The 25,780-nt window shown below is 67.7% G+C and carries 25 protein-coding genes, 1 tRNA gene and 1 pseudogene; 9 read left to right on the top strand and 18 right to left on the bottom strand.

Annotation, left to right across the window (positions count from 1 at the left end):
- Positions 1-4: 4 nt before the first annotated feature.
- The 7 genes from AC1ROX_RS05935 to AC1ROX_RS05905 form a co-directional block, all read right to left on the bottom strand.
- Entirely contained in the window at positions 5-1,312 is a 1,308-nt protein-coding gene (locus AC1ROX_RS05935) for a phosphoglucose isomerase-related protein (RefSeq protein ID WP_493123371.1), read from the bottom strand.
- Positions 1,313-1,348: 36 nt separating this feature from the next.
- Positions 1,349-2,674, bottom strand: coding sequence for a M16 family metallopeptidase (locus tag AC1ROX_RS05930; protein WP_493123370.1), 1,326 nt, complete (start codon positions 2,672-2,674; stop codon positions 1,349-1,351).
- The gene (locus AC1ROX_RS05925) at positions 2,671-4,041 is read right to left on the bottom strand and encodes a M16 family metallopeptidase (protein ID WP_493123368.1); all 1,371 of its coding nucleotides are present in this window, start codon (positions 4,039-4,041) and stop codon (positions 2,671-2,673) included. The genes AC1ROX_RS05930 and AC1ROX_RS05925 overlap by 4 nt, the downstream gene beginning before the upstream one ends.
- 5 nt (positions 4,042-4,046) lie before the next feature.
- Positions 4,047-4,634: a DUF3035 domain-containing protein gene (locus tag AC1ROX_RS05920; protein ID WP_493123366.1), complete on the bottom strand. Its 588-nt coding sequence runs from the start codon at positions 4,632-4,634 to the stop codon at positions 4,047-4,049.
- Between the two features lie 39 nt (positions 4,635-4,673).
- The gene (lspA, locus tag AC1ROX_RS05915; protein ID WP_493123364.1) at positions 4,674-5,156 is read right to left on the bottom strand and encodes a signal peptidase II; all 483 of its coding nucleotides are present in this window, start codon (positions 5,154-5,156) and stop codon (positions 4,674-4,676) included.
- Entirely contained in the window at positions 5,153-7,951 is a 2,799-nt protein-coding gene (gene ileS / locus AC1ROX_RS05910; RefSeq protein ID WP_493123362.1) for an isoleucine--tRNA ligase, read from the bottom strand. Before ileS ends, lspA begins: the two co-directional genes overlap by 4 nt.
- A gap of 262 nt (positions 7,952-8,213) precedes the next feature.
- Positions 8,214-8,789: a hypothetical protein gene (locus AC1ROX_RS05905; protein WP_493123361.1), complete on the bottom strand. Its 576-nt coding sequence runs from the start codon at positions 8,787-8,789 to the stop codon at positions 8,214-8,216.
- Positions 8,790-9,182: 393 nt separating this feature from the next.
- Here AC1ROX_RS05905 and AC1ROX_RS05900 point away from each other — a divergent pair.
- Positions 9,183-9,404 (top strand): annotated as a pseudogene (locus AC1ROX_RS05900) (zinc-ribbon domain-containing protein); the annotation flags it as partial.
- Positions 9,405-9,494: 90 nt separating this feature from the next.
- The gene (locus tag AC1ROX_RS05895) at positions 9,495-12,440 is read left to right on the top strand and encodes an ATP-binding protein (RefSeq protein ID WP_493123658.1); all 2,946 of its coding nucleotides are present in this window, start codon (positions 9,495-9,497) and stop codon (positions 12,438-12,440) included.
- A 20-nt stretch (positions 12,441-12,460) separates the two neighbouring features.
- On the opposite strand, the gene AC1ROX_RS05890 is transcribed toward AC1ROX_RS05895, so the two are convergent.
- A complete protein-coding gene (locus AC1ROX_RS05890; RefSeq protein ID WP_493123359.1) occupies positions 12,461-13,384 on the bottom strand; it encodes a bifunctional riboflavin kinase/FAD synthetase in 924 nt (307 codons plus the stop codon).
- 24 nt (positions 13,385-13,408) lie between these two features.
- Complete coding sequence (locus AC1ROX_RS05885; protein ID WP_493123357.1) at positions 13,409-13,855, bottom strand: MaoC family dehydratase; 447 nt, start codon at positions 13,853-13,855, stop codon at positions 13,409-13,411.
- Positions 13,856-13,923: 68 nt separating this feature from the next.
- On the opposite strand from AC1ROX_RS05885, the gene AC1ROX_RS05880 reads away from it, so the two are divergent.
- The 3 genes from AC1ROX_RS05880 to AC1ROX_RS05870 all read left to right on the top strand — a co-directional run bounded on the left by AC1ROX_RS05880 (position 13,924) and on the right by AC1ROX_RS05870 (position 16,131).
- Complete coding sequence (locus tag AC1ROX_RS05880) at positions 13,924-14,949, top strand: phosphotransferase family protein (protein ID WP_493123355.1); 1,026 nt, start codon at positions 13,924-13,926, stop codon at positions 14,947-14,949.
- Positions 14,950-14,951: 2 nt separating this feature from the next.
- Positions 14,952-15,311, top strand: a complete 360-nt coding sequence (locus AC1ROX_RS05875) for a DUF6285 domain-containing protein (protein WP_493123353.1) — start codon at positions 14,952-14,954, stop codon at positions 15,309-15,311.
- A 121-nt stretch (positions 15,312-15,432) separates the two neighbouring features.
- Positions 15,433-16,131, top strand: a complete 699-nt coding sequence (locus AC1ROX_RS05870) for an ArsR/SmtB family transcription factor (RefSeq protein WP_493123351.1) — start codon at positions 15,433-15,435, stop codon at positions 16,129-16,131.
- A 4-nt stretch (positions 16,132-16,135) separates the two neighbouring features.
- On the opposite strand, the gene AC1ROX_RS05865 is transcribed toward AC1ROX_RS05870, so the two are convergent.
- The 3 genes from AC1ROX_RS05865 to AC1ROX_RS05855 are packed head-to-tail and all read right to left on the bottom strand — an operon-like array spanning position 16,136 to position 18,890.
- Positions 16,136-17,269, bottom strand: coding sequence for a DSD1 family PLP-dependent enzyme (locus AC1ROX_RS05865; RefSeq protein ID WP_493123348.1), 1,134 nt, complete (start codon positions 17,267-17,269; stop codon positions 16,136-16,138).
- 11 nt (positions 17,270-17,280) lie between these two features.
- Positions 17,281-18,255 carry a tripartite tricarboxylate transporter substrate-binding protein gene (locus tag AC1ROX_RS05860; RefSeq protein ID WP_493123346.1) on the bottom strand — a complete coding sequence of 325 codons (975 nt, stop codon included), beginning with the start codon at positions 18,253-18,255 and terminating at the stop codon, positions 17,281-17,283.
- Positions 18,252-18,890, bottom strand: coding sequence for an HAD-IA family hydrolase (locus tag AC1ROX_RS05855; RefSeq protein ID WP_493123344.1), 639 nt, complete (start codon positions 18,888-18,890; stop codon positions 18,252-18,254). Before AC1ROX_RS05855 ends, AC1ROX_RS05860 begins: the two co-directional genes overlap by 4 nt.
- Positions 18,891-18,961: 71 nt before the next feature.
- Between AC1ROX_RS05855 and AC1ROX_RS05850 the strand changes: the two genes are divergently transcribed.
- Entirely contained in the window at positions 18,962-19,861 is a 900-nt protein-coding gene (locus AC1ROX_RS05850; RefSeq protein WP_493123342.1) for a LysR family transcriptional regulator, read from the top strand.
- Here the strand turns inward: AC1ROX_RS05850 and AC1ROX_RS05845 are convergent.
- The 3 genes from AC1ROX_RS05845 to AC1ROX_RS05835 are packed head-to-tail and all read right to left on the bottom strand — an operon-like array spanning position 19,836 to position 21,518.
- Positions 19,836-20,339, bottom strand: coding sequence for a PaaI family thioesterase (locus AC1ROX_RS05845; protein ID WP_493123340.1), 504 nt, complete (start codon positions 20,337-20,339; stop codon positions 19,836-19,838). The two genes, AC1ROX_RS05850 and AC1ROX_RS05845, sit on opposite strands and share 26 nt — an antisense overlap.
- A gap of 1 nt (position 20,340) precedes the next feature.
- A complete protein-coding gene (locus tag AC1ROX_RS05840; protein WP_493123338.1) occupies positions 20,341-20,763 on the bottom strand; it encodes a PaaI family thioesterase in 423 nt (140 codons plus the stop codon).
- An 8-nt stretch (positions 20,764-20,771) separates the two neighbouring features.
- Positions 20,772-21,518 (bottom strand): TSUP family transporter, encoded by a 747-nt coding sequence (locus AC1ROX_RS05835; protein ID WP_493123336.1) that lies wholly within the window; start codon positions 21,516-21,518, stop codon positions 20,772-20,774.
- A 76-nt stretch (positions 21,519-21,594) separates the two neighbouring features.
- On the opposite strand from AC1ROX_RS05835, the gene AC1ROX_RS05830 reads away from it, so the two are divergent.
- The 3 genes from AC1ROX_RS05830 to AC1ROX_RS05820 are packed head-to-tail and all read left to right on the top strand — an operon-like array spanning position 21,595 to position 23,896.
- Entirely contained in the window at positions 21,595-22,482 is an 888-nt protein-coding gene (locus AC1ROX_RS05830; protein ID WP_493123334.1) for a LysR family transcriptional regulator, read from the top strand.
- The gene (locus tag AC1ROX_RS05825; protein ID WP_493123332.1) at positions 22,479-23,036 is read left to right on the top strand and encodes a DUF488 domain-containing protein; all 558 of its coding nucleotides are present in this window, start codon (positions 22,479-22,481) and stop codon (positions 23,034-23,036) included. Before AC1ROX_RS05830 ends, AC1ROX_RS05825 begins: the two co-directional genes overlap by 4 nt.
- 5 nt (positions 23,037-23,041) lie before the next feature.
- Positions 23,042-23,896: an alpha/beta fold hydrolase gene (locus AC1ROX_RS05820; RefSeq protein ID WP_493123656.1), complete on the top strand. Its 855-nt coding sequence runs from the start codon at positions 23,042-23,044 to the stop codon at positions 23,894-23,896.
- 6 nt (positions 23,897-23,902) lie between these two features.
- On the opposite strand, the gene AC1ROX_RS05815 is transcribed toward AC1ROX_RS05820, so the two are convergent.
- From AC1ROX_RS05815 to AC1ROX_RS05805, 3 genes are all read right to left on the bottom strand, one after another.
- Positions 23,903-24,907, bottom strand: coding sequence for an SGNH/GDSL hydrolase family protein (locus AC1ROX_RS05815; protein ID WP_493123330.1), 1,005 nt, complete (start codon positions 24,905-24,907; stop codon positions 23,903-23,905).
- Positions 24,908-24,976: 69 nt separating this feature from the next.
- A tRNA-Gln gene (locus AC1ROX_RS05810) sits at positions 24,977-25,051 on the bottom strand.
- Positions 25,052-25,115: 64 nt separating this feature from the next.
- On the bottom strand, positions 25,116-25,631 hold the full coding sequence (locus AC1ROX_RS05805) for a flavin reductase family protein (RefSeq protein WP_493123328.1): 516 nt from the start codon (positions 25,629-25,631) through the stop codon (positions 25,116-25,118).
- Positions 25,632-25,780 lie beyond the last annotated feature (149 nt).

Raw genomic sequence — 25,780 nt, 5'->3', positions numbered from 1 at the left:
CAGTTTACGACTTACGCCTTGCGGAAAGATACTGGCGGGTCAGGATCTTGCCTTCCTCGACCGCCGGCTGATCGAAGGCATCGACGCCCAGCAGATGGGCGGCGAACATCGTCTCCAGCATGTAATGCATCATCAGTGCGCCCATCACCCTTTCGTCGAGTGTGGAGATCCGGATGATGCGCGTCGGCCGGCCGTTCTTGATCAGGGTTGCGGCCGTGGCATCGGCCTCGGCCAGCAGCAGGTCGCCCAGCGACTGGTTCTCGAGATAGGCCAGCGCCTTGTCGCCGCCCAGCGCCTCGGGCGCGATCTTCCGGCCCTTGCCCGCCGTATCGAGGATCAGCACCGTGAACATCTTGTCCGGCGCGCCGCCGAGATAGAGCTGGAGCTGGCTGTGCTGGTCGACGGTGCCCATGGCGCGCACCGGCGTGGTGCCGTTGCCGCCCTTGCCCAGGCTCTCGGCCCAGAGCTGGCGATACCAGAAACCGAAATAGCCCAGCCGGTCGCAATAGGGCATCAGCACCGTGGTGCCGATGCCGCGTTCCTTGGCGAGGCCGATCGAGAGCGCCGCCCCGACGGCCGGCGCGAGATCGTTGGCGTCGCTCGCCTGCAGCACCGGATCGAGCACGCTGGCCGCGCCCTCGCGCACCGCGCCGACATCGAGCCCGGCGATCATGGCGGGCAGCAGGCCGACCAGCGACAGGACGGAGAAGCGCCCGCCCACCTTGGGATCGTGATCGAGGATCGGGCAGCCGATGCGGGCCGCCAGCCGGCCCAGCGCATTGTCGCTGGGCTCGGTGATGGCGATGACGTGGTCCGCGAGCTTGTCCTTGCCGACCTTGGCCTCGAACTCAGGCAGCAGGGTCAGGAACTGGGTGAGCGTCTCGGCCGTGGTGCCGGACTTGGAGATGACGATCAGGCCGGTGCGAGCGAGCGGCAGGCGAGCCGCCAGCTCCGTGAAGGTCGAGGGATCGACATTGTCCATGAACCAGAGTTTCGGGTGACCTTGCAGAGGCCCGAAGCCTTGGTCCTTCAGCGCGACCAGCGTCTGGCCGCCGAGGCTCGAGCCGCCGGTGCCCAGCACGATCACATGCTCGAACGTCGCGAAGCGCGCGGCGTGCGGCTTCAGCAGTGCCAGGTCGTCGCGCGTGCCGGGCAGGCTGAGCAGCGGCAGGGTGCCGTCCGCCTTCCATTGCCGGAACGTGTCGAGCGCCTTGGAAGCCTTGGCGAGTTCGCGATCGAGCGCGGCGCGATGCAACCCGTTCTTGCCGACCTTGCTTTCGAGCGCGTCGTCGATCACGTGGCTGTAGAACATGCGAGCTGATCCCCGGACTATTCCTGCGGTTCTTGCTTACGGTTCGGGCGTGACGCCGACCGGCTTGCCGACCACGACCGTGGTCAGCTGTTCGTCGCGCAGCAGGCGCCGCGCGACCTTGCGAACGTCCTCAAGCTTCACCGCCGAGATCAGGGCCGCGCGCCGCGTCAGGTGATCGGGCGACAGGCCGTCGATCTGCATGGAGTGAAGAAGGCCCGCGATCGAGCCCGACGAATCGAGCGACAGGGCCAGCGCACCGGTCAGGTAGGTCTTGGCGTCGGTCAGCTCGGCCTCGGTGATGCCCTCGTTGCGCATCCGGCCCATCTCGGCGCGAATGACCTTGATCGCCTCGGCAACCCTCTCGTTGGCGCTGCCCGTCGACATCACCAGCAGCGAGGCGCGCTTGTAGGTTCGCAAGCCGCTCGACACGCTGTAGGCCAGGCCGCGCTTCTCGCGCACCTCGTTGAACAGCCGCGACTGCTGGCCGCCGCCGCCCAGCACGTGGTTCATCACCGTCGCCGCATACCAGTCGGGATCGTCGCGCGGGATGCCGGGCAGCGCCATCAGCGCCGAACTCTGCGGCACCGGCCGCTCGACGACGACGGTGCGCGGCCTGGTCGGCGGCACCCATTGCGGCGGCAGCGCCGGCGGCGTGCCCGCCGGGAGAACGCCGAACGAGCGGTCGATCTGGCGCGCCAGCTCGGCCTCGCTGATGTCACCCACCGCCGAGACGATCAGGCTGTTGCGCAGCAGCAGTTCCCCGGCCCGCTTCTTCAGGAGGTCGGGCGTGGCGGCGGCCAGCCCCTCGGGCGTGCCGTCGGGATCGGCGGCATAGGGATGGCCGGCGAACAGCGTCTCCATCAAGGTGCGGCTCGCCACCGAGCCCGGACGCTGGGCCGCCTGGTTGATGCCCGCGATGGTCTGGGCACGGCGCTGGGCCACCATGTCGGGATCGAAGCGCGGCTGGGTCATCGCAAGCCGCAACAGCTCGAAGCCCTCGTCGCGGTTGGCCGACAGGACGCGCAGCGAACCGGTCAGCCGGTCGAGCGAGGCGTTGAAGCCCAGCGACGCGGCGGCATCCTCCTGGCGCTGGCGAAAGGCCTGCGCATTCATCGAGCCCGCGCCGTCGGTCAGCAGGCCTGCCATCAGGTCGGTGATACCGGCCTGGCCCGCCGGATCGGTGGCGGTGCCGCCGGAGAAGGAGAAGGACAGCGCCACGACGGGCGTGCTCTTGTCCTCGACCAGCCAGGCCTTGATGCCGAGCGGTGTCGTGATTTCCTTGATCTCGATCGCGCCCGCCACGGCGGGCAGCAGGACGAACAGGCCGGCGAGGGCCGCCACGAGGAGACGCAGCCGCTTCACCGGGCGCCCTCGGCCGGCGTCAGCAGCGCCGTGACCGCACCGTTGTCGCGCCAGACATGCTGCGCCGCCGCCAGCACCTCGGCCGGCGTGACGGCGGAGATGCGCTGCGGCCAGGCGTCGATGTCGGCGATCGTGCTGCCGGTGCTGAGCGCCGTGCCGTAGATGCGCGGGCCGCTCGCCAGCGAATCCTGCGAGTAGATGGCGGCGGCCAGGAGCTGGTTCTGCGCGCGCTCGACCTCCTCGGCCGTGACGCCGCCATCGAGCAGCTTCTTCATCTCGGCCGTCACCGCCTCCTCGACGTTGGCCAGGGTGCTCGACTTCGCGGGATGAACGCCGATGTCGAACGAGGTGAGGCCGAGGCTCGCCGGGCTATACGACGCCCAGGCCGACAGGGCGACCTTGCGCTCCTCGACCAGGGCCCGCGACAGGCGGCTGGTCTCGGTGCCGCCGAACAGGCGGGCCAGCACCTGCAGCGCATAGGCGTATTTCGTCTCGCCGACGCGATAGGACGGCGCCAGCCACAGCCGCGACCAGCGCGGCTCGGCAACGCGCGCATCGGCGCGGATCACCTTCTGCGGCAGGTCGGTGCCGCCCTGCGAGGGACGGGTACGCGGCTCGATCTTGCGGTTGGCGATCGGCCCGTAATACCGTTCCGCCAGCCTGCGCACCTGCTCGGTCGTGGTGTCGCCGGCCACGATCAGGATCGCGTTGCCGGGCGTGTAGTGGCGGCGATAGAAGCCCAGGAGGTCGTTGACGCCCAGCCGCTTGATGTCGTCGACATAACCGATGACCGGCATGGCATAGGGCTTGTGGCGGCCGTAGAGCTGCTCGCGCACCGCCTCGTCGAGCAGCGACGCCGGCACGTTGTCGGTGCGCATGCGGCGTTCCTCGAGGATGACCTGCCGCTCGGGCACGATCTCGCGCTCGGTGATGTGCACGTTGGTCATGCGGTCGGCTTCCATGCGCATCACGAGCTCGAGCTGCTCAGGCGCGACGGTCTGGTGGTAGCCGGTCGAATCGAAGGTCGTGTAGGCGTTGTCGCGGCCGCCGTTGCGCGAGACGATGCGCGAGAACTCGCCGCTGGGCACCTTGTCAGTGCCCTTGAACATCATGTGTTCGAGGAAATGCGCGGCACCGGTATGGCCGAACGTCTCGTCGGCGCTGCCCACCTTGTAGACCACCACCTGGGTGACGATCGGCGCGCGCCGTGACGGCAGCACAATGGCCTGCAGGCCGTTGGGAAGCGTGAAGGTCTCGGCGTTGCGCTTCTCGACGGCAAAAAGCTTCGCGAGCGCCGGGCCGGGCGGCGAGAGGGCCGCGCCCGCGAGGAGGCCGCCGAGCAGGGCGCGGCGGCCGGTGAGCGGCATCGAACTCAGAAAATGCCTTCGAGCAGGCCGCGCTTGCGACGGGTGATCGTCGCCGTCGGTCCGGTGGCCGGCTGGCCGGACGCCTGGGCGTCGCGGATGCGCTGCTGTTCCTTGGTCGGGTCGATCACCACGCCCGACGGCGGCGTGTCCTGCCAGAAGATCAGGCCGTCGATGAACGACTTGTCGCTCTCGGCGATGGTCTTGGTGTCGGTGTTGACCTGGCCGCGGATGTTGGGATCGATGCCGCCCTTGCCGGCGCGGGCGACCAGCGCCTGCTCGGAGCTGGTGCCGGAGCGCGGCGCATCGGGGCCAGCATTGACGCGGGCCTGGGTGCGACCGGCCAGCGCCGGCGACAGCGCTTCCTTGGCCTGGTCGGCGGGCGTCACTTCCTGCGGGCGCGGCTCGCCCGGCCGCGGCGGGCGCAGCTCGGCGTTGGGCGGCATGGTCAGCGGTGAATGGGAGACGATCTTGAACTCGTCGGGCGACACCTTCTTGGCGCCGCCGAGATTTTCGAAGGCGCTGCAGCCGCCCAGCGCGAGCGTGCCGCAGGCCAGGAGAGCCAATGGAATCGGGAGGAGAGTCGGTTTCATCATCCGTCCTTGATAATCTTTTGTCCGCCGATCATGGCCGCTTCAGGGCGCCGGTTTCTTTTCGCCTTGCAGCGAATCGATGAGCATGAGTCCTACGCCGATGACGATCGCCGCATCGGCGACATTGAAGGCCGGCCAATGCCACTGGCCAATGTGGAAATCGGCGAAATCGAACACCGCTCCCCACCGGGCGCGGTCGATAACATTGCCGATGGCTCCCCCCATGACAAGGCCGATGCCCCATCCGGTCAGGGGTCGGTCGGTTCGTCGCAGCCACAGGAAAAGGCCGATGCAGACGGCGATCGCCACGCCCGAGAGGAGCCAGGGCGGCAGTGCCTGGTCGCCACCGAACAGGCCGAAGCTGACGCCACGGTTCCACACGATCACCAGCCGGAAGAACCCGTCGATCACCGTCACGATGGTGCCGGCCTTCATCAGGAAGCCCAGCAGGAGCTGCTTGGAGACCTGGTCCGCCACCAGGGTGATGGCGAGCAGCGCCATCGCCTGGCGATCGATCGGCCTCATGCCGACACCGCCTCTTCACAGCGCCGGCAGATCAACGGATGGGCGGCCGACTTGCCGACCTCCTCCAGAACCTGCCAGCAGCGTGCACACTTGGTGCCCTCGGCGGGGTTCGGGACCACAGCGACGCCGGGCACATCGGGCAGGGTGAAGGCGCCGGCCGGTGCCTCGCCCTCGACCAGATCGCCGCCGGAGGTGATGCAGATCTCGACCAGGTCGAGACCTTCCATCGCCTTCATGTATTCCGGCGAGACATGGACGTGCGGCGCGGCCTGCAGGCTCGATCCGATGCGCTTCTCGGCGCGCTCCAGCTCCAGCGCGCCGGTGACGACGCGGCGCAGCGCCCGCACGGTCTTCCACTTCTCGCCGAGCGCGGCATCGAGCCAAGCCGCCGGGATGGTCGGAAAGAGACGCAGGTGGACGCTCTCGGCCTTGCCGTCCGGGATGTCGCCCGGCCGTGCGAGCCAGGCCTCTTCGGCCGTGAAGCAGGTGATGGGCGCCAGCCAGGCCGTCAGGAACGAGAAGACCTCGGCCATGACGGTGCGCGCGGAACGGCGGCGCAGCGAGCCGGCCGCATCGCAGTAGATCGAGTCCTTGCGGATGTCGAAGTAGAAGGCCGAGAGATCGACGGCGCAAAAGTTGTGCAGCTCCGTCGCGATCGTGTGGAAGTCGAAATCGTCGACCGCGCGGCGCAGCGCGCCGTCCAGCTCGGCCAGGCGATGCAGCACCCAGCGATCCAGCTCGGGCATGTCGACATGGGCCACCGCCTCGTCCGCCGAATAGCCGTCGAGGCTGCCCAGCAGGTAGCGTAGCGTGTTGCGCAGGCGGCGATAGGCTTCGGCCTGGTGCTTCAGGATCTCCGGACCGATGCGCTGGTCCTCGGTGTAGTCGGTGCCGACCACCCAGAGACGCAGGATGTCGGCGCCGTACTGGTCGCAGACCGACTGGGGCGCCGTGATGTTGCCCAGCGATTTCGACATCTTGCGGCCCTGCTCGTCGAGCGTGAAGCCGTGCGTCAGCACGCCGTCATAGGGCGCACGGCCGCGCGTGCCGCAGCTCTCGAGCAGCGAGGAATGGAACCAGCCGCGATGCTGGTCGGAACCTTCGAGATAGAGGTCGGCCGGCCACTTGAGCTGGTCGTTGCCTTCGAGCGTGAAGGCATGCGTGCAGCCCGAGTCGAACCAGACGTCGAGGATGTCCGTCACCTGCTCGAAGTCGGCGGCATCGTACTTGTTGCCCAGGAAGCGCTCGGGCGGGCTCTCGAACCAGGCATCGGCACCCTCGGCGCGGAACGCCTCGACGATGCGGCCCATCACCTCGGCATCGCGCAACGGCTCGCCGGTCTTCTTGTCGACGAACACCGCGATCGGCACGCCCCAGGCGCGCTGGCGCGACACGTTCCAGTCGGGACGCGTCTCGATCATCGAGCGCAGGCGGTTGTAGCCGGCGCGTGGCACGAAGCGCGTCGCGTCGATGGCGGCCAAGGCCTTTTCGCGCAAGGTACCGCCAATCTCGGGGATCGGCTTGTCCATGGCGATGAACCATTGCGGCGCATTGCGGAAGATCACCGGCGCCTTGGAGCGCCAGGAATGCGGGTAGCTGTGCGTGATGCGGCCCGAGGCGAGCAGCTTGCCGGCTTCATCGAGCAGCGCGATGGCAGTGCGGTTGGCATCGCCCTTCTTGCCTTCGGGCGTATAGACGCGCTTGCCGGCGAACAGCGGCACGTGCGGATAGTAGGTGCCGTCCTCGGCCACCGTGTCGGGCACTTCGACGCCGTTGGCGACGCCCAGCTCGTAGTCGTCGGCGCCATGGCCCGGCGCCATGTGCACGAAGCCGGTGCCGGCATCGGCCGTCACGAAATCGCCGGCCAGCAGGCGCACGTCGAACTCGAAGCCCATGCCGCGGAACGGATGGGCAGCGATCAGACCTTCGAGATCCTCCGGCGCGATCTCGCTCACGATCTTCGGCGTGAACTTCGCTTCCTCGGCCACGGCGTCGACCAGCTCGCGTGCGAGCAGCAGCTTCTCGCCGACCTTCGCCTTGCTGTCGTCGGCAGCGGCCACGACCTCGACCACCACGTAGGGGATGTCCTTGCCGTAAGCGAGCGCGCGGTTGCCCGGCATGGTCCAGGGCGTCGTCGTCCAGATCACGATCGAGGTGCCGTCGAGCTTGCCGCCCCTCGACTTCACGACCGGGAAGCGCACATGGATCGTGTCGGACGTGTGGTCGTGATACTCGATCTCGGCCTCGGCCAGCGCGGTCTTCTCGACCACCGACCACAGCACCGCCTTCGAGCCCTTGTAGAGGCCGCCGTTCAGCAGGAACTTGCCCAGCTCCTTCACGATGACGGCCTCGGACTCGTACTTCATCGTCGAGTAGTAGTTGTCCCAGTCGCCGTCGACGCCGAGGCGCTTGAACTCCTCGCGCTGCACCGTGATCCAGTGGTCGGCGAAGGCGCGGCATTCGCGCCGGAACTCGACGACCGGGACCTGGTCCTTGTCCTGCTTCTTGGCGCGGTACTGCTCCTCGATCTTCCATTCGATCGGCAGGCCATGGCAGTCCCAGCCCGGCACGTAATGGCTGTCCTTGCCCAGCATCTGCTGGGTGCGCGAAACGAGGTCCTTCAGGATCTTGTTCAGCGCATGGCCGATATGGAGGTTGCCGTTGGCGTAGGGAGGGCCGTCGTGCAGCACGAACTTCGGCCGGCCCCGGCTCTCGGCCCGCAGCCGGTCCCACAGCTTCATGTCGGCCCAGCGCTTCAGGAGCTCGGGCTCCTTCTTCGGCAGGCCCCCGCGCATGGGAAAGTCGGTCTTCGGGAGGAAAACGCTGGTTTTATAATCAGTTGTCACAAGGAACTCGGCACTAGGAGGAGCGATGGCGGCAGTCCGTGAGGCGGCCGCGAACAGACAGGACGGCCCGGCCGCGATCAGCGGACCGGGCGGATAATTCGCTCCTGGGAGGCCCCGATAAACATAGGGCCGGCAATCTAGGGATGGGGGTCGGGAGGGTCAAGGCGGGGCAGCGGCACACGCTGCCCCCTTCAAGCCCGGTCCCTCCGGTCTAGCGTTTCTTCCTCCTGGCGGCGCTCTTCGTCGCAACCGTCCCCGCCATCATAGCGACGGGGGTGGCCGTCGGGTCCGGAATATCCTCGCCCGACGGATCCTGGCCGGTCGCTGACGGCTCCGGCTCGTTGTCCGCACCGTGTTCGACCGTCTGCAGAAGAATGGTCCGGATGTAGGCCTGCGGGTCGCCGACTTTCGGCGCAGGGATCGAGATCCCCGTCACGCGAACATCGGCCCCCTCGATCGCGACGAAGTTCAGCGCGCGACAGTGCTGGTCATTGATGGCGATGCGAATCATCGCGATGATGTCGTCTGCGACCATGGATCCCGTGCCCGTCGCAGCATTCGGCTGGGTGTGCAGCCACCTCAGGAATCCATACCAGAACCGGGCACTTTGATTGCCGCTGGCCGCAGGGCCGCCAGGCCATACGCGGAACAGCCGCGCAATGCGTTGCAGGCGTAGAGTCCCATTGAAGCGGTTCTTGCGAGCGGCGACCGAACGGACTTTGGGCAGTCCCGTGTCGCCGAACTTCCAGTCAAGCTTCGCAATCAAGCGGGCGATGTTCCCGCTCATGACCCACATTCCCATGGCGATCTCCCGTTGCAGTTCTCCGTTCTATTGCCGCAGGGAAATCATACCGCTCTTGCAAGGTTTCTGCATTATGCAACCGCCCTCAAGGCTTCGCCTCGCCCAAAAGTGGTATAGCGCTTCGCAAGACGCCGGCCGAAGACCCTTGGCAGACCGACTGAAGCGGCCCATGCATCCGCGCGTTCCTCGGAGCTGATCCACGGGAATTGCGGGTGAAACGGTGGGCCACCGAGATGGTGACCGGTTTCGTGGGCCACGACCCATGCGATCGCCGCCACCGACACACTCTTGTGCCGGGCAAGTCCGCCATAGAGGCGGACCCGCCGACCACCCTCCTCAACGAAGGCCTGCGCGTTGCACACGCGCGACGACCACAGGATGTCGTATTCGATCTCGGGAAAAGCGTTCCTGAATTGTTGCACCACGCCCTCGACGCGGCGCATCCGGGCATCGGAGAGGCGACTCAGCAGCCTATTCGGAGTAGGTTTGCCTAGGAGCACTGGATCGAGGCTATCGAATTCCATGCGCTGTTCAATCTGCCATAAGGATAACGATACAGACGCCCGTTTCTGCGTCGAATGCGGCGCGGCGCTCGCAAACACCTGTCCCTCCTGCACCACCGCCAATGCTCCCGCGGCACGCTTTTGCAGCCAATGCGGCCAGCCGTTGGCCGAGGCCGCCGCGGGGAGGATGCCGCCACCCGTTGAGGCCGAACTCAAGCAGATCACCGTCCTGTTTGCCGATGTGTCCGACTCGACGACGTTGATCGAAGCGCTCGATCCCGAGGAAGCGGCCCGCCGGCTGGCGCCGGCGATCCAGGCCATGCGCGAGGCCGTCCAGCGCTTCGAGGGCTCGGTCGTGAAGTTCCAGGGCGACGGCGTGATGGCGCTGTTCGGCGCGCCCACTCCCCAGGAAGATCATGCGGTGCGGGCCTGCTGCGCGGCGCTTGCGATGCAGGACGCCGTCAAGGCGCTGCCGGGCGGAGCCCTGCCGATCCGGGTCGGCATTCATTCCGGCGAGGTGCTGGCCCGCACGATCACGACCGACCTGTCGAAGACCTTCGACGCGACCGGCATCACCGTCCACGTCGCCAGCCGCCTCGAGCGTCTGGCGCCGTCGGGCGGGATCGCCCTCTCGCCGGCCACGGTGCGCAGCGCGCGGCGGTTCATTTCCGTCGAGTCGATGGGCGAGCGGCCCATCCGGGGACTGTCCGCCCCGATGGAGGTCTTCCTCCTCACCCGGTTGCGTCGCGGCCGGACCAGCCTGCGCTTCAGCGCCGAACAGAACCGGTCCGAATTCGTGGGCCGCGATCGCGAACTCGCCCTGCTGGAAAGCGGGCTCGAACGTGCGAGGGAAGGCGACGGCTGCGCCATCGGTCTCGTCGCCGATGCCGGCGTGGGGAAGAGCCGCCTGTGCTTCGAATTCGTCGAGCGATGCCGTGCCGCAAACATACGCGTCCTGGAAGGACGTGCACTGGCCCATAGCCGGGCGACGCCGTTCGAGCCGGTCATCGACATGATGAAGAGCTACTTCGACATCAAGTTCGAGGATTCCGCCGCGCGTGCCCGCGAGAAGGTGGCGGCGACCCTCGACCAGTTCGGTGCGGAGATGGTGGCGGAGCTGCCGTTGCTGACCGACTTCCTCGGTCTCGCCGATAGCGCCGCGGCGCAGGAGAAACTGGATCCGGTGGCAAGGCGCGAGCGCCTCAACATGATCTTCCGCCGGCTGGTGCGCCTCGGGACCCGGGAGTCGCCCGCCGTTCTCCTGGTCGAGGATCTTCATTACCTCGACAGCGGCAGCGAGTCGCTTCTCGAAGTGCTGGCCGAGACGCTGACCGGCACACGCATCCTGCTGCTCGTCAACTTCCGGCCCGGTTATACCGCACCCTGGATGAAGCTCGAACACTACGAGCAGATTTCGCTGACGCCGCTCCGCCAGGGCGCGGCGGACGAGCTGACCCTGTATCTTCTGGGGAACGACGAGACGGTGAAACCGCTCCTGCCACTGATCGCCGATCGGGCGCGAGGCAATCCGTTCTTCATCGAGGAACTCGTGCGCAAGTTCGCCGAGAGCGGCAATCTTGCGGGAGTTCCCGGCGATTACCGCCTGCTGCGCACGCCGGAGATGAAGCTCATTCCCGATGACGTGCAAGCCATCGTCGCCGCGCGCGTCGACAGCCGCTCCGAACTGGAGCGCACCGTGCTGCAGACCGCTGCCGTGATCGGCCGCGAATTCGCCGTGCCGGTGCTGACGCACGTGACCGGCATCGCCTCCGGCCTGCTCGACGCCGCGCTCCATCGCCTCTCGACGGCCGGGCTGGTCTATGAAGCCGGCAACTCCGTCGCCGGCGGCTTCGCCTTCAGGCATCCGATGGTCCAGGAGGTCGTCTATCGATCGCTGGTGTCGGATCGCCGCCGCACCCTGCACGGGGAGATCGCCAAGGATCTCGAGACGAGCCTGCCCGACCCGAACGGCGCACAGGCTGGCTTCATTGCCTATCACCTCGAGGAAGCCGGCAACGCCGCGATGGCCGCGTCATACAGCATGAGGTCGGCGATGTGGCATGGCACCCGCGATCCCGAGCAGGCGCTCGATGCCTGGAAGCGGGTGCGGCGCCTGCTCGTCGGCCTCAACCTGGAGGGACCGGCGCGCTATCCGCTCCTGATGGCGAGCGGCCAGATCGTGAACTTCGCCTGGCGCGAGGGCCTGACCGCCGCCGACGTCGAGCCCTACTACATCGAGGCGCTGGGCATCGCGCGCGCGCTGGGCAACATGCGGGCGATCACCCTGGTGACGGCCGCCTATGCACGTTCGCTGGCGAGCTCGGGATCCGCCATGGACTATCTCGCCAAGGTGAACGAGGCGCTGGCGCTGGTCGATCCGCAGCAGCACGAAGGCCTCCACATCGTACTGACGACGATCCGCTGTCACGCCTACTGGCTCGCCGGCGACCTGCGGCGCGCGCTGGAGGACAACGACACGGCCCTGGCCGGCGCCGACAAGGTCGAGGAGCAGGACCAGGAGACCCTCGGCTTTCGCGTCCTGACCTGGACCAAGGGCATGCGCAGCAAGATCCTGGCGATGATGGGACGGTTCGACGAGGCGCGCGCGCTCGCGATGGAACTCATCGACGGCGACGAGGCCACCGTGGACGCCATGCATCGCGTGCTGGGCCATGGCACCATGACCGACATCGCCTGGGGCCAGAACGACCGCAGCATCGCGGCCCGGCATGCGACCGAGGCGCATCGTCTCGCTGAGAAGAGCGGCAACCCCTATCTCGTCGTCTATGGCCGCGCCTTCCGCGGCCTCGGCCAGGCGGTCTGCGGGGAGCATTCGGAAGCGACCACGACCATTGGCGAGGCCCTGCATTTCGCGCGCGCGCATCACGCCGGCATGGAGAACGAGGCCCGCATGCTGGCCGACCTCGCCTGGGTGCAGCTGCGCGCCGGCCTCGCCGATCGCGCCCGCGTGACGGCCGAGGAAGCCGCCGCGGTCGCCCGCAAGCGCGGCGCCAAGATCTGGCTGGCCTATGCCGAATGGCTGCTGAGCGGACCGGAGACGCCCGCCTTCAAGGCGCTGGTGGCCGAAACCGGCGCCGGCCTCCTGTCGGGCCTGGCGCCGCCGCCTCGTTAGCCGGCGACCGGGATCGGCCGTTACGAGAGGATTTTCCGCGCCGCCTGTCCGTCGGCCGCGATCTGGGCCTTGAGTTGGTCGAGGCCGGCGAACTTCATCTCCGGGCGGATGAAGTCGACCAGCGCCACCCGCAGGACCTTGCCGTAGAGGTCGCCCGCGAAGTCGAACAGGTGGACCTCGAAATTCTCCTGCAGCTTGCCGAAGGTCGGGCGCTTGCCGAGGTTGGCGACGCCGTTGCGCCAGATGCCGTCGACCAGCGCGCGGACGGCATAGACGCCGAAGCGCGGGCGCAGGTGCTCGCCCAGGTTCACGTTGGCCGTGGGAAATCCAATGGTGCGGCCGCGCTGGTCGCCCAGCTCGACCGTGCCCTCGATCTCCCAACCGTGGCCCAGCAGCTCGGCGGCTTCCTTCGCCCAGCCATGCCGCAGCGCCTCGCGGATGCGGGTCGAGGAATAGATTTCGCCCTCATGCGTCACCGGGTCGAGCACCGAGACGCCGAAGCCGCGCGCCTGGCCTTGCGACCGCAGCATCTCGACGTTGCCGCTGCGCCGCGCGCCGAAGGTGAAGTCGTAGCCGCACACGACGTGGCGCGCACCGAGGCCCTTCAGCAGAACATCGTCGATGAACGACGAGGCCGGAAGATTCGCGAAGGCCGCGTCGAAGTTCTGCGCCAGCACCGCCTGCACGCCATACTCGGCGAGCAGTCGCGTCTTCGCAGGCGCCAGGGTGAGGCGGAACGGTCCCGTGTCGGGCACGAAGAAGCCGCGCGGATGCGGCTCGAAGGTGAAGGCGACGACCGGCGCGGCGTGCGGCGCGGCCTGCTCTCGCGCATGCGCCAGCAGCGCCTGGTGGCCGCGATGCACGCCGTCGAAATTGCCAAGCGCCACCACGCCGCCCCGCCACTCGGACGGTACGGAACGCCAGTCGTCGAACGTCGGGATCATGCCACTTGCTCGGAATTCACGGGCTCAGGCCGCGTCGCGCCGCGGCACCAGCACGACCGCCTCGCCGTCGATCACGACCTTGTCGCCGTTCAGGCATTGCGTCTTGATGGTCACGCGGCGGCGCTTGTCGTCGATGGCGGTGATGGTGGCCACCGCCGTGATGGTTTCGCCGATGATGACGGGCGCCATGAAGTTCATGGTCTGCGAGATATAGACCGCGCCCGGCCCCGGCAGCTTGGTGCCGATCACGGCCGAGATGAAGCTGCCGCTCAGCATGCCGTGCGCGATGCGCTGGCCGAAGCGCGTGGTTCGCGCGAAGCCGTCATGCAGGTGGATGGGATTGGTGTCCCCCGACACGCCGGCGAAGGCCATGATGTCCGCCTCGGTCACGGTCTTGCCGAACATCGCCGACATGCCGGGCTTCAGGTCTTCCAGAAAGAGGCCGTTCATGGCCGCGAAAGCATTCGACACTGGTGATCTTCTCTCCGATTGGCGCGTCCTCTTACCATGCGGCGGGGCCTGTGCCACAGTCCCGGTAAATGAGCGTTCACACGTCGACCGAAACAGAAACCGTCGCTCGCGTCCTCGCCGAGGCGGCCAGCCGCCATTTCGGCGCCCCCGCCACCATCGAACGGCTGAGCCGCCAGTCCGGCGGCGCCTCGCGCCAGACCTGGAGTTTCGATGCGCTGGTCAACGGCGAGCGCCAGCCGCTGATCCTGCGCCGCGACCCGCCGACCCAGGGCAAGACGGACCGCGAGCGCGCCGTCGCGATCGACCGCGCCACCGAGTTCCGGGTGCTGCAAGCCGCCCATGCGGCCGGCGTGCGCTCGCCGGAGCCCCTGTTCGAGCTCACCCCGCAGGACGGGCTGGGCGATGCCTACGTGATGCGCCGCCTTGGCGGCATCGCCATCGCGCGCAAGCTGCTGCGCGATGCGCCCTATGAGGCCGCGCGCGGCAAGATCGCGGGCCAGCTCGGCGAGATCCTGGCGCGCATCCATGCGACCGATCCCGCCACGCTGCCGACCCTCGTACGGCGCGAGGCCGCCGACCATATTGCGGAGCTGCGCCGCTCGCTCGACATGCTGGGCCGGCCGCAGCCGGTGTTCGAGCTGGCCTTGTCCTGGCTCGACCGCCGCAAGCCCGCGGCACTGGAAAAGCCGGTGCTGGTGCATGGCGACTACCGCACCGGCAACTATCTCGTCGACGAGACCGGCGTCACGACCATCCTCGACTGGGAACTGGCCCATCTCGGCGATCCGGTGGAGGATCTGGGCTGGCTCTGCGTGAAGAGCTGGCGCTTCGGCTCGATCGACAAGCCGGCCGGCGGCTTCGGCAGCCGCGAGGAATTGTGGGCCGCCTACGAGCGCGCCGGCGGCGGCAAGGTCGATCCGGTTCGCGCGCACTGGTGGGAGGTCTTCGGTACCGTCCATTGGGGCGTCATCTGCCTCAACCAGGCTTTCAAGCATCTCTCGGGCTCGATCAAATCGATGGAGCATGCCTCGATCGGCCGCCGCGCCGTCGAGACCGAAGTCGACCTGTTGCAACTCTTGAAGCAGGGAGCCTGACCGTGGCCCAGGACCGTCCCACCGCCGCCGAGCTTTTGACCGCCATCGCCGACTTTTTACGCGAGGAAGCGACGCCCGCGCTCGACCGCACCGAGCCGCGGCTCGGCTTCCAGATGAGGGTCGCGGTGAACTCGCTCGCCATCCTCGAACGCGAGGTGCGCTTGGGCCCAGACGCCGACGCGCGCGAGCATGAGCGCCTGACCAAGCTGCTCGGCCGCGACGCGACGCTCGAAGAACTCAACCACGAGCTGGCGCGCCAACTGCGCACCGGCGAGCGCGACGAAAGCGACGCCGCGCTGATGGCCCATCTCGAGGCGACCATCGCCGACAAGATCGCCATCGCCAATCCGAAGTGGCGCTAAGTTCCGTGTCATCCTGAGCGCAGCGAAGGATCCTTCGCTGCGCTCAGGATGACAACTTACTTCGGTGACGGCCGAACCATTGACCGTGGCGAGCGCGAACAACCGGGCATAGAGTCCGGCCATGACCACCGTGAACGCCCTTTCCGAGATCGCCGCCCTGATGGGCGACCCGGCGCGCGCCTCTATGCTGTCGCTGCTGATGGATGGCCGCGCCCACACCGCGTCGGACCTCGCGCACAATGCCGGCATCACCGCCCAGACCGCGAGCGGCCACCTGTCACGCATGGTCGAGGCCAACCTGCTGGCGGCCCGCGCCGAGGGCCGCAACCGTTTCTATCGGCTGGCCTCGTCCGAGGTGGCGCACGCCATCGAATCGCTGATGGCCCTGGCCGGCACGCGCGCTCCGCCCGCCTCGAAGAGCGCGGCGTGGCGGCGCGATCCCGATCTCCGCTTCTGCCGCACCTGCTACGACCATCTCGCCGGCCAGGTCGGAATCGCCGTCACCGATTCGCTGACCCAGCGCGGCCACCTCGAACCCAAGGGTCCGCGCGACTGGCAGCTTACGCCCTCCGGCGAATTGTTCTGCGACAAGCTCGGCGTAGACCTCGGCACAGCGCGCAAGACCAGCTCACGCCATTTTGCGCGCCAGTGCCTCGATTGGAGCGAGCGCCGGCCGCACATCTCGGGCGCGCTGGGCGCCGCCATCGCCGACACCTTCTTCAAGCGCGGCTGGACCGAGCGGCTGCGCCGCAGCCGCACCGTGCGCCTCACGGATTCGGGCCGCCGTGCCCTGGGCAGCCATTTCGGCGCGACGGTCTAGTTCCTCACCAACCCTGGAAACGAGACCAGGACGTGGCATCGCCTGCTGGCGTCACCGCGACATAGGACGGGTATTGCGCCCCGGTAGCACAGGCGTGGTTGGGCAGGATGCGGAGCTTCGTCCCGATCGGGAAGCGATCGACCAAACTGGAATCAGCCGTGCCGTCGCGGCGCGCGACGATGCCGTGCTCCTGGTTGGCGCCCGACACGATCAGCCCGTCGATCATGTTTCCGTCGAGGTCGCACACGGCGCCATAACCATAGTCGATCTTCTGGCGCTGCGTGCCGCGGTCGCGGCTCATCGCCATCCAGCCGGCATCGACGATCACCCAGCCTTTCTCGGCCTGATGACCGATCACCTCGGTCAGCACGGAGAGCGCCACGTTCTCGGGCTTGCAGACGCCGACGTTCGACATCACGAGATCGAAGAAGACATAGACGCCGGCGCGCACCTCGGTGACGCCTTCGAGATGCTGCGCGGCGACCGCCGTCGGCGTCGAGCCGATGCTGACTTCCGGAGAAGCGATGCCCGCCGCCCGCAGGCGCTCGGCGGCGCGTACGCACAGCGCCCGCTCCTGCTCGGCCAGCGCCTGCAAGGCCGCCGGCGTGTCGAGATCGTAGGAACTGCCGGCATGGGTCAGCACGCCCTTCACCGTCGCGCCGCCCGTCTGCAGCATCTTGCCGATGGTGATCAGCTCCGGCGCCTCGGGCTGCACGCCCGAGCGATGGCCGTCGGAATCGATTTCGATCATGATCTCGAATTTCTGGTTCGCCGCCTTGCCCTTCGCCACGACGGACTCGGCCGCCACCACCGAATCGACTAGCAAGGTCAGCGCGCAGCCCTTGGCGATGAGCGCCAGCGCGCGGTCGAGCTTGTCCGGCGCGATGCAGACCGCATAGAGCACGTCGGTGAAGCCCGCGGCGAAGAACTGCTCGGCCTCCTTCAAGGTCGAGACGGTGATGCCCACGGCGCCCGCCTTCTGCTGGGCGCGCGCGACCTCGACGCATTTCGAGGTCTTCACGTGCGGTCGCAGGCGCACGCCAAGCGACGAGAGGTGACCCTGCATGCGCGCAATGTTGCCGTCCATGCGGCGCTCGTCGATCAGCGCCGCCGGGGTCTCGATGTCTTTCAGCTTCAAGATTTCAATCCTCAGTCGAGATATTCGCCGCGCGCCTTCAGGGCCGGCACGTCCTTCTCCAGTCCGCGCGCGATCAGCGCCGTCACGGTAGCCGGCTGCAGCGCCTCCGGCGACGGCAGATCCACGCCCACGGCCGTCATCTGCTTCACCAGTTCGGGATTGGCCGCCGCCGCCCGCAGCGCCTCGTTCAGGCGGGCCATGACGGGCTGCGGCGTGCCCTTGGGCGCAAACAGCGCATTCCATGAGCGGAGGTTGACGTCGAAGCCCTGGCTGGCCGCCGTGGCGATGCCCGGGAGCTGCGGCAGCGCCTGATCGCTCAGCACGGCGAGTGCCTTGATCTTGCCGCCCGCGATCTGCGGCAGCGCGGTCGTCGTCTGGTCGCACATGAAATCGATATGGCCGCCCATCAGGTCGTTCATCGCCGGCGCCACGCCGCGATAGGGCACATGGGTGATGTTGAGCTTGAGCGCCGACAGCAACACGACGCAGGCATAGTGGGAGATCGAGCCCACACCCGCGCTGCCATAGGTCATGTCCGCCTTGTTCTTCTCGGCATAGGCGATGAACTCCTTGAGATTGGCGACAGGCAGGCCTGCCTTGGCGACCAGCAGCAGCGGCGCCGTGCCGGCGAGGCCGATCGGTTCGAAGCCCGTCAACGGATCGTAGGGCAGCTTCTTGAAGAGTGCGGCATTGGCGACGTGCGTGCCGATCGTGCCGAAGCCGATCGTGTAGCCGTCGGGCGCGGCGTTCATCAGCTTCGCCAGGCCGATCGTGCCGCTGGCGCCGCCGATATTCTCGACGACGACGGTCTGCTTGAGATCGACCGCCATGCCCTGGGCGAGCGCACGGGCCAGCGCGTCGCTGGGGCCACCCGCCGGGAACGGCACGATCAGGGTGATTGGCTTGGTCTGGAAGCCCTGGGCGGTGGCGGTGGTGGCCGCCAGCAGCAGCGGCGCAAGCGTAAGCAGAAGTCGGCGCAAGATCATGACAAACGTCCTTCCAGCCAGAGGAGAAGATCGTCGAGCGTCGGCCGCTCGAGCGCCGCGGGTGGCGCGCCGTCGGGGCGGGCGAGACCGACGCGATTGTGCCAGTAGGTCCTGAGGCCAACCGCCGACGTGCCGAACAGGTCGTAGCCGGAGCCCGCGACGAAGGCCGCCTCGCCGGGCGCGACGCCCAGGGACGCCAAGGCCTGGCGGTAGGGGCGCGGGTCGGGCTTGTAGAAGCCCGCTTCCTCGGCGGTAACGATGCAGTCCCATTGGACCTGCAGGCGTTCCGCCGCCTGTCGGCCGAGCCGGATGGAGCAGTTGGTGACCACGCCGAGTTTCGTGCGGCCTGCCAGTGCGTCGAGCGCGACCTGCGCACCGCTCCACGGCGGCAGTTCCAGCCACCGTGCCTCCAGCGCATCCGCCGCGTCGGCCGGAAGGTCGGTCGCCACCGCCGCCTCGCGCACGAGCTGTTCGTAGGGCACGTAGCAGCCGCAGCCATAGGTCAGCCGCAGATAGGCCGCCCGCCACGCGCGGCCATGGGCCTCCGAGCCCGCCACGTCGTTCCACAGGGTCCAGGAGTCGAGGAGCGCCGTCAGCAGGTCGAACAGCACGGCTTTGGGAAAGGTAGTCGTCATGTCCGTAACCGTAGCAAGCGGCAGGCCGTTGGTGCTTAAATCGGATCAACAGTTCAGTTAAGGAAAACTGAATGATCTCGCTCGCCGACCTGCAGTTCATCGAAGCGCTGGCGCGGACCGGCTCGTTGAGCGGCGCCGCGCGGTCGCTCAACGTCACGCCGCCCGCGCTTTCGCTGCGCCTCAAGAAGCTCGAACAGACACTCGGCGTCAGCCTCGTCGTGCGCAGTTCGCGCCGCGTCCGCTTCACGGGCGAGGGCGAGCATCTGGTGAGCGAGGCGCAGGCGGTGCTGGCCCGGATCGGCGCCTTGACCGACCTGCTCGGCCAGGAGGGCGGTGCGCTCGCGGGCCCGCTGCGGGTCGTCGCACCCTTCGGGTTTGGCCGCCTCCACGTCGCGCCGCTCGTCGCCCGCTTCGCCGAACGACACAAGTCGATCCGCGTCACGCTCGATCTCTCGGAGCGGCCGTGGACCGACAGCGAGGATGCCGATGTCGTCGTCCATATCGGCGCGGTGCGCGATTCGACCTGGGTGGCGCATGTGCTGGCGCGCAACGATCGCTGGGTCTGCGCCGCGCCGGCCTATCTCGATCGGCGCGGCACGCCGGCGGATCCGCGCGACCTGCTGCAGCACGATTGCCTCTGCCTGCGCGAGAACAACGAGGACGTGACGCTGTGGCGTCACAAGCGCGGCGGCCGCGCCGGTGCCGTGCGCGTGACGCCGACGCTCACCAGCAACGACGGCGAGGTCGTGCGCAACTGGGCGCTGGCCGGCCTCGGCCTCCTGCTGCGCTCGCAGTGGGACGCGGCGCCCTTCGTGAAACGCGGCGAGCTCCGGCGCGTGCTGGCGCCGTGGTCGTTCGAGGACGCCGATATCCTGGCGCTGGTGCCGGCGCGACGCGGCATCTCGGCCCGCGTCACGTCCTTCGTCGACTTCCTGAAATCGTCCCTCAGGTCGCGGCCGCCGGGGCGCTAGCGTCCGTCTTCGTGTAGCCGGTCCCGTCGCCCGACGAGATCTTGGCGATCGACGAGGCGCGCAGGATCTTCTGGTCGCCCACCGTCAGGTAGATGTTGGTGAACAGCAGCGTCCGCGTCTGGCGGATCAGCTCCGGCCGGCCCTCGACCCAGTCGCCGACCCTCGCCGGTGCCACGAAATCGAAGGTCATGCTGACGGTCGGCAGGAACTTGCGCAGGCCCGCGATATAGCCGCCGCCCATCGTGCCGACGAGATCGGCGAGGGTCATCATCATGCCGCCGTGCAGGCCGCCGGCGGGGTTGCACATGTTCTGCTGGACTCGGATCGCCAGCACGAACTCGTCGCGCGTGCCCTTCTCGCCGCGCTTGGCGTACATGTTGCCGATATGGGTGTTGAAGGTGGGTTCGGGCCGGCCGCGGGCGAAATCGACGAGCTTGAAACCTTCGGGCGGATTGTCGGGAATTTCGGAAGAAGACACGCTAGCTCCGGACTCTCAAAGGGCGTCCCGGCCGCAGCAGCGCGAAATCGCCCAGCCCGGCCAGAACATCGTGGCGCGGACCATAGAGACGGCCCCTCACCTGCGCCACATGCTCGTCGTGGCCCAGCAACTCGCCCGTGGCCTCCAGCCAGTCGCCGACCCGTGCCGGCGTCAGATAGTCGAGCGTGAGCTTCAGGGTGACGCAGCGCCGGTCGATGGCGTGATAGATCACGGATCCCAGCGCCGCGTCGATGAAGGCGGCCATCATGCCGCCATGCACGATGCCCAGCGCATTGGCATGCTGCGGGCCGGGCATGAAGCCGCGCCAGACCCTGTTGCCCTCGACCTTCTCGAACCACGGGCCGTTGGCCGCGGTGAAACCGGTCGCCTCAGTGAGTTCGCGAAAGCCTGCTGGAATGTCCACGTGCCATCTTAGGCAATCCCCGCCAGCAGCACCAAGCCGTAGCCGACATAGTAGAGACCCAGCACGGTGATGAGTCGTCCCGCCCAGGTACGGAACTGGCCGTCGGACAGGCGTTCGAGGATCGTCTTGCCGAGCGAGGTGCCGAGCATCGAGGCGCCGACGGCCATGACCAGCACCCACGGCTCGACCGATCCCGCCCCCTCGATCAGCGCGCCGAAGTAGAGAAGCTTCGAGCCGTGGCCGAACACCTGGCACGAGGCCTTGGTCGCCACGATCTGGCGCCGATTCATCTGAGAGCGCAGGAACATCTGGTCCATCAGCGGACCCGTCACGCCCGTCAGCAGCATCAGCGCCATGCAGGCGACGCCGGCGCCCAGCGCCTGCGCGGGGCCCAGGGTGGCCGGGAGCAATCGCTCGGGTACGATCCGCAGCAGGAAGGGTGAGAGACCGAGCATCAGCAGCGCAATCGCCTTCTCCGGCACGTAGAGCGTCAGCGACCAGATGCCGACGGCGATGAAGCAGCCCATCACGTAGAAGACCGTGATGCGCCACTGGATGTGCTGCCGCCATAGAAGCGCGCGCCAACCGTTCGACGCCATCTGCGTCACCGCATGCAGCACCATGGCCACGGGCAGCGGCAGCACGAACAGCAGCACGCCGATCAGGACCATCCCGCCCGCCATCCCGAAGATGCCGGACAGGAAAGCGGTGAACACCATCAGGAGGCCGAGCCCCAGAGCCATCGATATCGTCATGGCCGCACGCTAGGGTCGTCTTATGCAGTGTTCAAATATATGATAAATGGCAATTGGATACTTTTTGGATATCTCAATGGAACTGCGACACCTCCGCTATTTCGTCGCCGTCGCCCGCGAGGGCCATGTGACTCGCGCCGCCGAGAAGCTGCACATGCAGCAGCCGCCCCTCAGCCAGCAGATCCGCGCGCTCGAGCGCGAGATCGGCGCGCCGCTGCTGCTGCGCCATCCGCGCGGCGTCAGCCTGACCGATGCCGGCCGCTCCTTCCTGGCCGACGCAGAAGCGATCCTGGCCGCCGTCGAGCGCGCAACCGTGAAGGCGCGCCGCACGGCGCGCGGCGAGACCGGACGCATTGCCGTCGGCTTCACCACCTCCGCGCCGTTCCATCCGCTGGTGGCGCGCGCCATCCGCGAGTTCCGCCGCGAGCGGCCCGATGTCTCCTTCGTGCTGGAGGAGAACAGCTCGGGCGACCTGCTGGCCGCGGTACGCGACGAACGGCTGGACATCGCCTTCATCCGCTCCGGCCTCACCGATCCGCAGGGCCTCGCGGTGCAGGAGCTGCTGCACGAGGAGATGGCCGCCGCTCTGCCCGCGCGCCATCGTCTGGCGCGCCGGCCGAAGCTCACGCTCAAGGATCTCGCGACCGAGGATTTCATCCTCTACCGCCGCGCCGACGGCCGCGGCCTCTACGACGTGATCATCGCGGCCTGCAGCGCGGCCGGCTTCAGCCCGCATGTCAGCCAGGAGGCACCGCGCATCGTCTCGACACTCAACCTCGTGGCGGCCGGCCTCGGCATCACCATCGTGCCGGCCTCTCTTAGCCGCCTGCCTTTGGAGGGTGTAACCTACCGCCCACTGACGGGACGGCCCGCGATCAAGGTCCCGCTCAACCTCGCCTGCCGCCGCGACGAAGCCTCGGCCGCGACGCTGGCCTTCATCGATCAGGTGCGTCGCCTCGCATGAAACCGGTCAAGACCATCGGCCATTCCAACCACACGATCGAGCGTTTCGTGGCGCTGCTGAAGGCGGGCGGCGTCGAGCGCCTGGTCGATGTGCGCTCCACGCCCTGGTCGCGCCGGCATCCGCAGTTCGGCCAGAAGAACCTCGCCCGGTCGCTGGCCGAGGCGGGCATCGCCTACGTGCATGAAGGCGCCGCGCTCGGCGGCAAGCCCGCGGCCGGCGGCAGCTACGATCAGCTCGCCGCGCGGCCCGAGTTCAAGGCGGGCCTCGATCGCGTGGTGGAGGGCGCGAACGACGCCACGCTCTGCCTGATGTGCGCCGAAAAGGAACCGCTAGACTGTCATCGCACCGTATTGGTCTCGCGCCGTCTCGCAGAGCGCGGCGTCAAGATCGAACATCTGTTGGCCGATGGCGGCACACGATCCCATCATGCGGTCGAGGAAACATTGCTCGGCAAGGAAGCCGCCCCCGACCTGTTCGAGGATCGCACTGCGCGGCTCGCCCGCGCCTGGCGCCGACTCGAGACGAAGTGGGGCCGTGCCGGCGGAGGAGAGTGAACGTGATGGAAGTGCGAAAGATCGAGACCGCGCCCGGCCTGGTGTTCGACGTATCGGTGGCAGGCAAGGACAGCGACACGCTGGTGCTGATGCTGCACGGCTTCGGCGTGTCGCGGCATTTCTGGAAGGCGCAGGTCCCGGTGCTGGGCGAGGCCGGCTACTTCGCGGTGGCGCCCAACCAGCGCGGCTATTCGGCCGGCGCCCGGCCCGATCCCGCCAATCTCGATTCGTACCGCTTCGACAAGCTGACCGGCGACGCGCTCGACATCGCTTCGGCGGTCGGGCACGGTGACAAGCGTTTCCATCTCGTGGGCCACGATTGGGGCGCGAGCCTCGCCTGGGCCATCGCGTTCCGCCATCCCGAGAAGCTGCGCTCCCTCACCATCCTGTCGCGGCCGCATCCGATGTCCTTCGCGCGCGCGCTGGCCATGCCCGACGGCGAGCAGAAGCGGCGCTCCGGCCATCACCAGGCGTTCCTCCAACCCGATGCCGTGCCGAAGGTCCTGGCGGACGACTGCGCCTGGCTGCGCAAGCGGCATGCGAAGGAAGGCGTGCCGAAGGAGGCGATCGACCTGCATCTTTCCGTGCTCGGCAACACGGCGGCGATGGAGGCGGCGCTCGCCTGGTATCGCGCCCGCGGCGAGCGCATGCCGCTCGGTCCGATCAAGGTGCCGACGCTCTATCTCTGGGGCGATGCCGACGACACGGTGGGCCGCGCTGCCGCCGAGGGCACAGGCGAGTTCATCGACGCGCCTTACCGGTTCGAGGTTCTACCCGGCGTCGGCCACTATGCCGCCGACCAGGTGCCGGCGCGGGTCAACGAGCTTCTGCTGGAGCATCTCGGCGGTTACGCGGACTGAACCCGGCTACTTGCAGCCCTTGCCCTGATCCTTGCACAGCCCGTCCAGCAGGGTGTTGAGCTCCGGCACCATCATCGTCGTGAAGGCCGCCATCGCAGTGCCGTTGGGATGGGGATCGGGAACCGTCACCCACAAGGTCGGGGGATCGAGATTCTCGACCGTCGGCAAGAGATCGAAGAACGGCACGCCCAGCCCTTCGACATCGGCCTTCACCTTGGCCGTGACCTCGGGGAAAGGATAGGGCTTGAACTCGCGCAGCTCCGGAATGTTGAACACGACGAGCTTGGCGCCCATCTCGCGTGCCGTCGTCGCGAAGCCCTGTATGGCCTTGCGCGTCTGCTGCCAGCCGGCGGCGTCATCCTTGTAGAGTTCGCGATAGTAGCGCTTCCAGTCGGGCGCCTCGCCGAACTGGCGCATCAGCGAGTCGAGGCGGTACTTGAAGACGACCCAGGCCGCCGAATGTTCGTCGAGCCACGAGGTCTGGTTGTAGGTCGGCACCGGCTCGGCATCGTTGATGAAGTAGCTGAGCACGATGATGTCGGGCTTCAGCTGGGCGGCGCTCTCGCGGAACAGCGTGAGCTCCTGCAGCGTGTTGTGGTTGCCGACGCCGAGATTGTAGCTGTCGACCTTGCGGCCCTCGGCGAGCAGCGCGGCTGTCACGCGGGCCGCGGCGGTTTCGTTCTGCGCCACGCCCCAGCCCAAGGTCGTCGAATCGCCGGCGAAGGCGATGCGCGCCACACCCGCGGGCGCCTTGTCGGGGATCTCCGACGACCGGAACCCGTGCGAATCGGTCGTCACACCGACGCCCATCAGTTGGGCCTCGGCATTGGGACGATGGCGATGCCCGAGGTCGGGATTCATGTCGCGCACCTTCACGTGGCGTGCGTAACGCCACATCTCGAGTTCGTAGAGCATGCCGGTGTCGAGAAAGAGCCGGGTCATGCCTTCGAGGCAAAGGGCGCAAATGGCGGTGAGAACGACGACCAGAAGCGTATTCTTGAGAAAGTTCATAGACCTTGTCGCTCTCGAGCAGTTCATCCAGGACAGCAGACGGACGTCGAAGCCCTCGGGCGGGGCGCTTGGCTGGGGCGCCAGGATTCGAACCTGGGAATGGAGGAATCAAAATCCTCTGCCTTACCGCTTGGCGACGCCCCAGCAGGCGCCCGTTCGGGCGGGCGCGAACATAGTGGGTTGGCGCTGGGGTGCAACCCCGCCTTCGTCAGGCCGCCTGTGCAGCCTTCTTCAGGGCCTCGCCGTGAACGAAAGTGCCGTCGGCGTATAGAAGCGGCAGGTTGGTCTCGTGCAAGGCCACGTCGACGATCTCGCCGATGTAGATCGTGTGCGTGCCGGCCGAGAGTTCGGTGACCAGTTTGCAATCGAACGATACCGGGCACCCTTTCAGGACCGGCGCGCCCGTGGTGAGCGTCGTCCACTCGCCCATGTCATTGAACCGCTCGTCGCCCTCGATCCCGTCCATGCCGGCGAAACGCTCGGCGAGCTTGCGATGCTCGGGACACAGGATGTTGACGCAGAAGAAGCCGGCCTCGCCGATCGGATCGTGGGCGCTCGCCGTCTTGTTGACGCAGACCAGGATCTGGGGTGGTTCGGCCGAGACCGAACAGACCGCGGTGGCGGTCAACCCGCCCCGCTGATCCCGGACCCGAGTGGTGATCAGGGTTACGCTCGCCGCAAGGTGGCGCATGCCCTTCTTGAAGGCCGCCGCATCGATACTCATGGAACGATTCTAGGCCACGGCGGCCGGTCGCCGCCACTGCAAAGACGGCAATAGAGCCGACCGCTAAGTGTCGGGCCGGCCAGCGAAATCCGCCGGGGGGAGCCAATCGGGACTTCAGAGTGACATAAAACCTTAACCATACTGTCGTT

Source organism: Reyranella sp. GW821-FHT14A01 (assembly GCF_058803965.1).
This window is presented reverse-complemented; position numbering and strand designations above follow the sequence as displayed.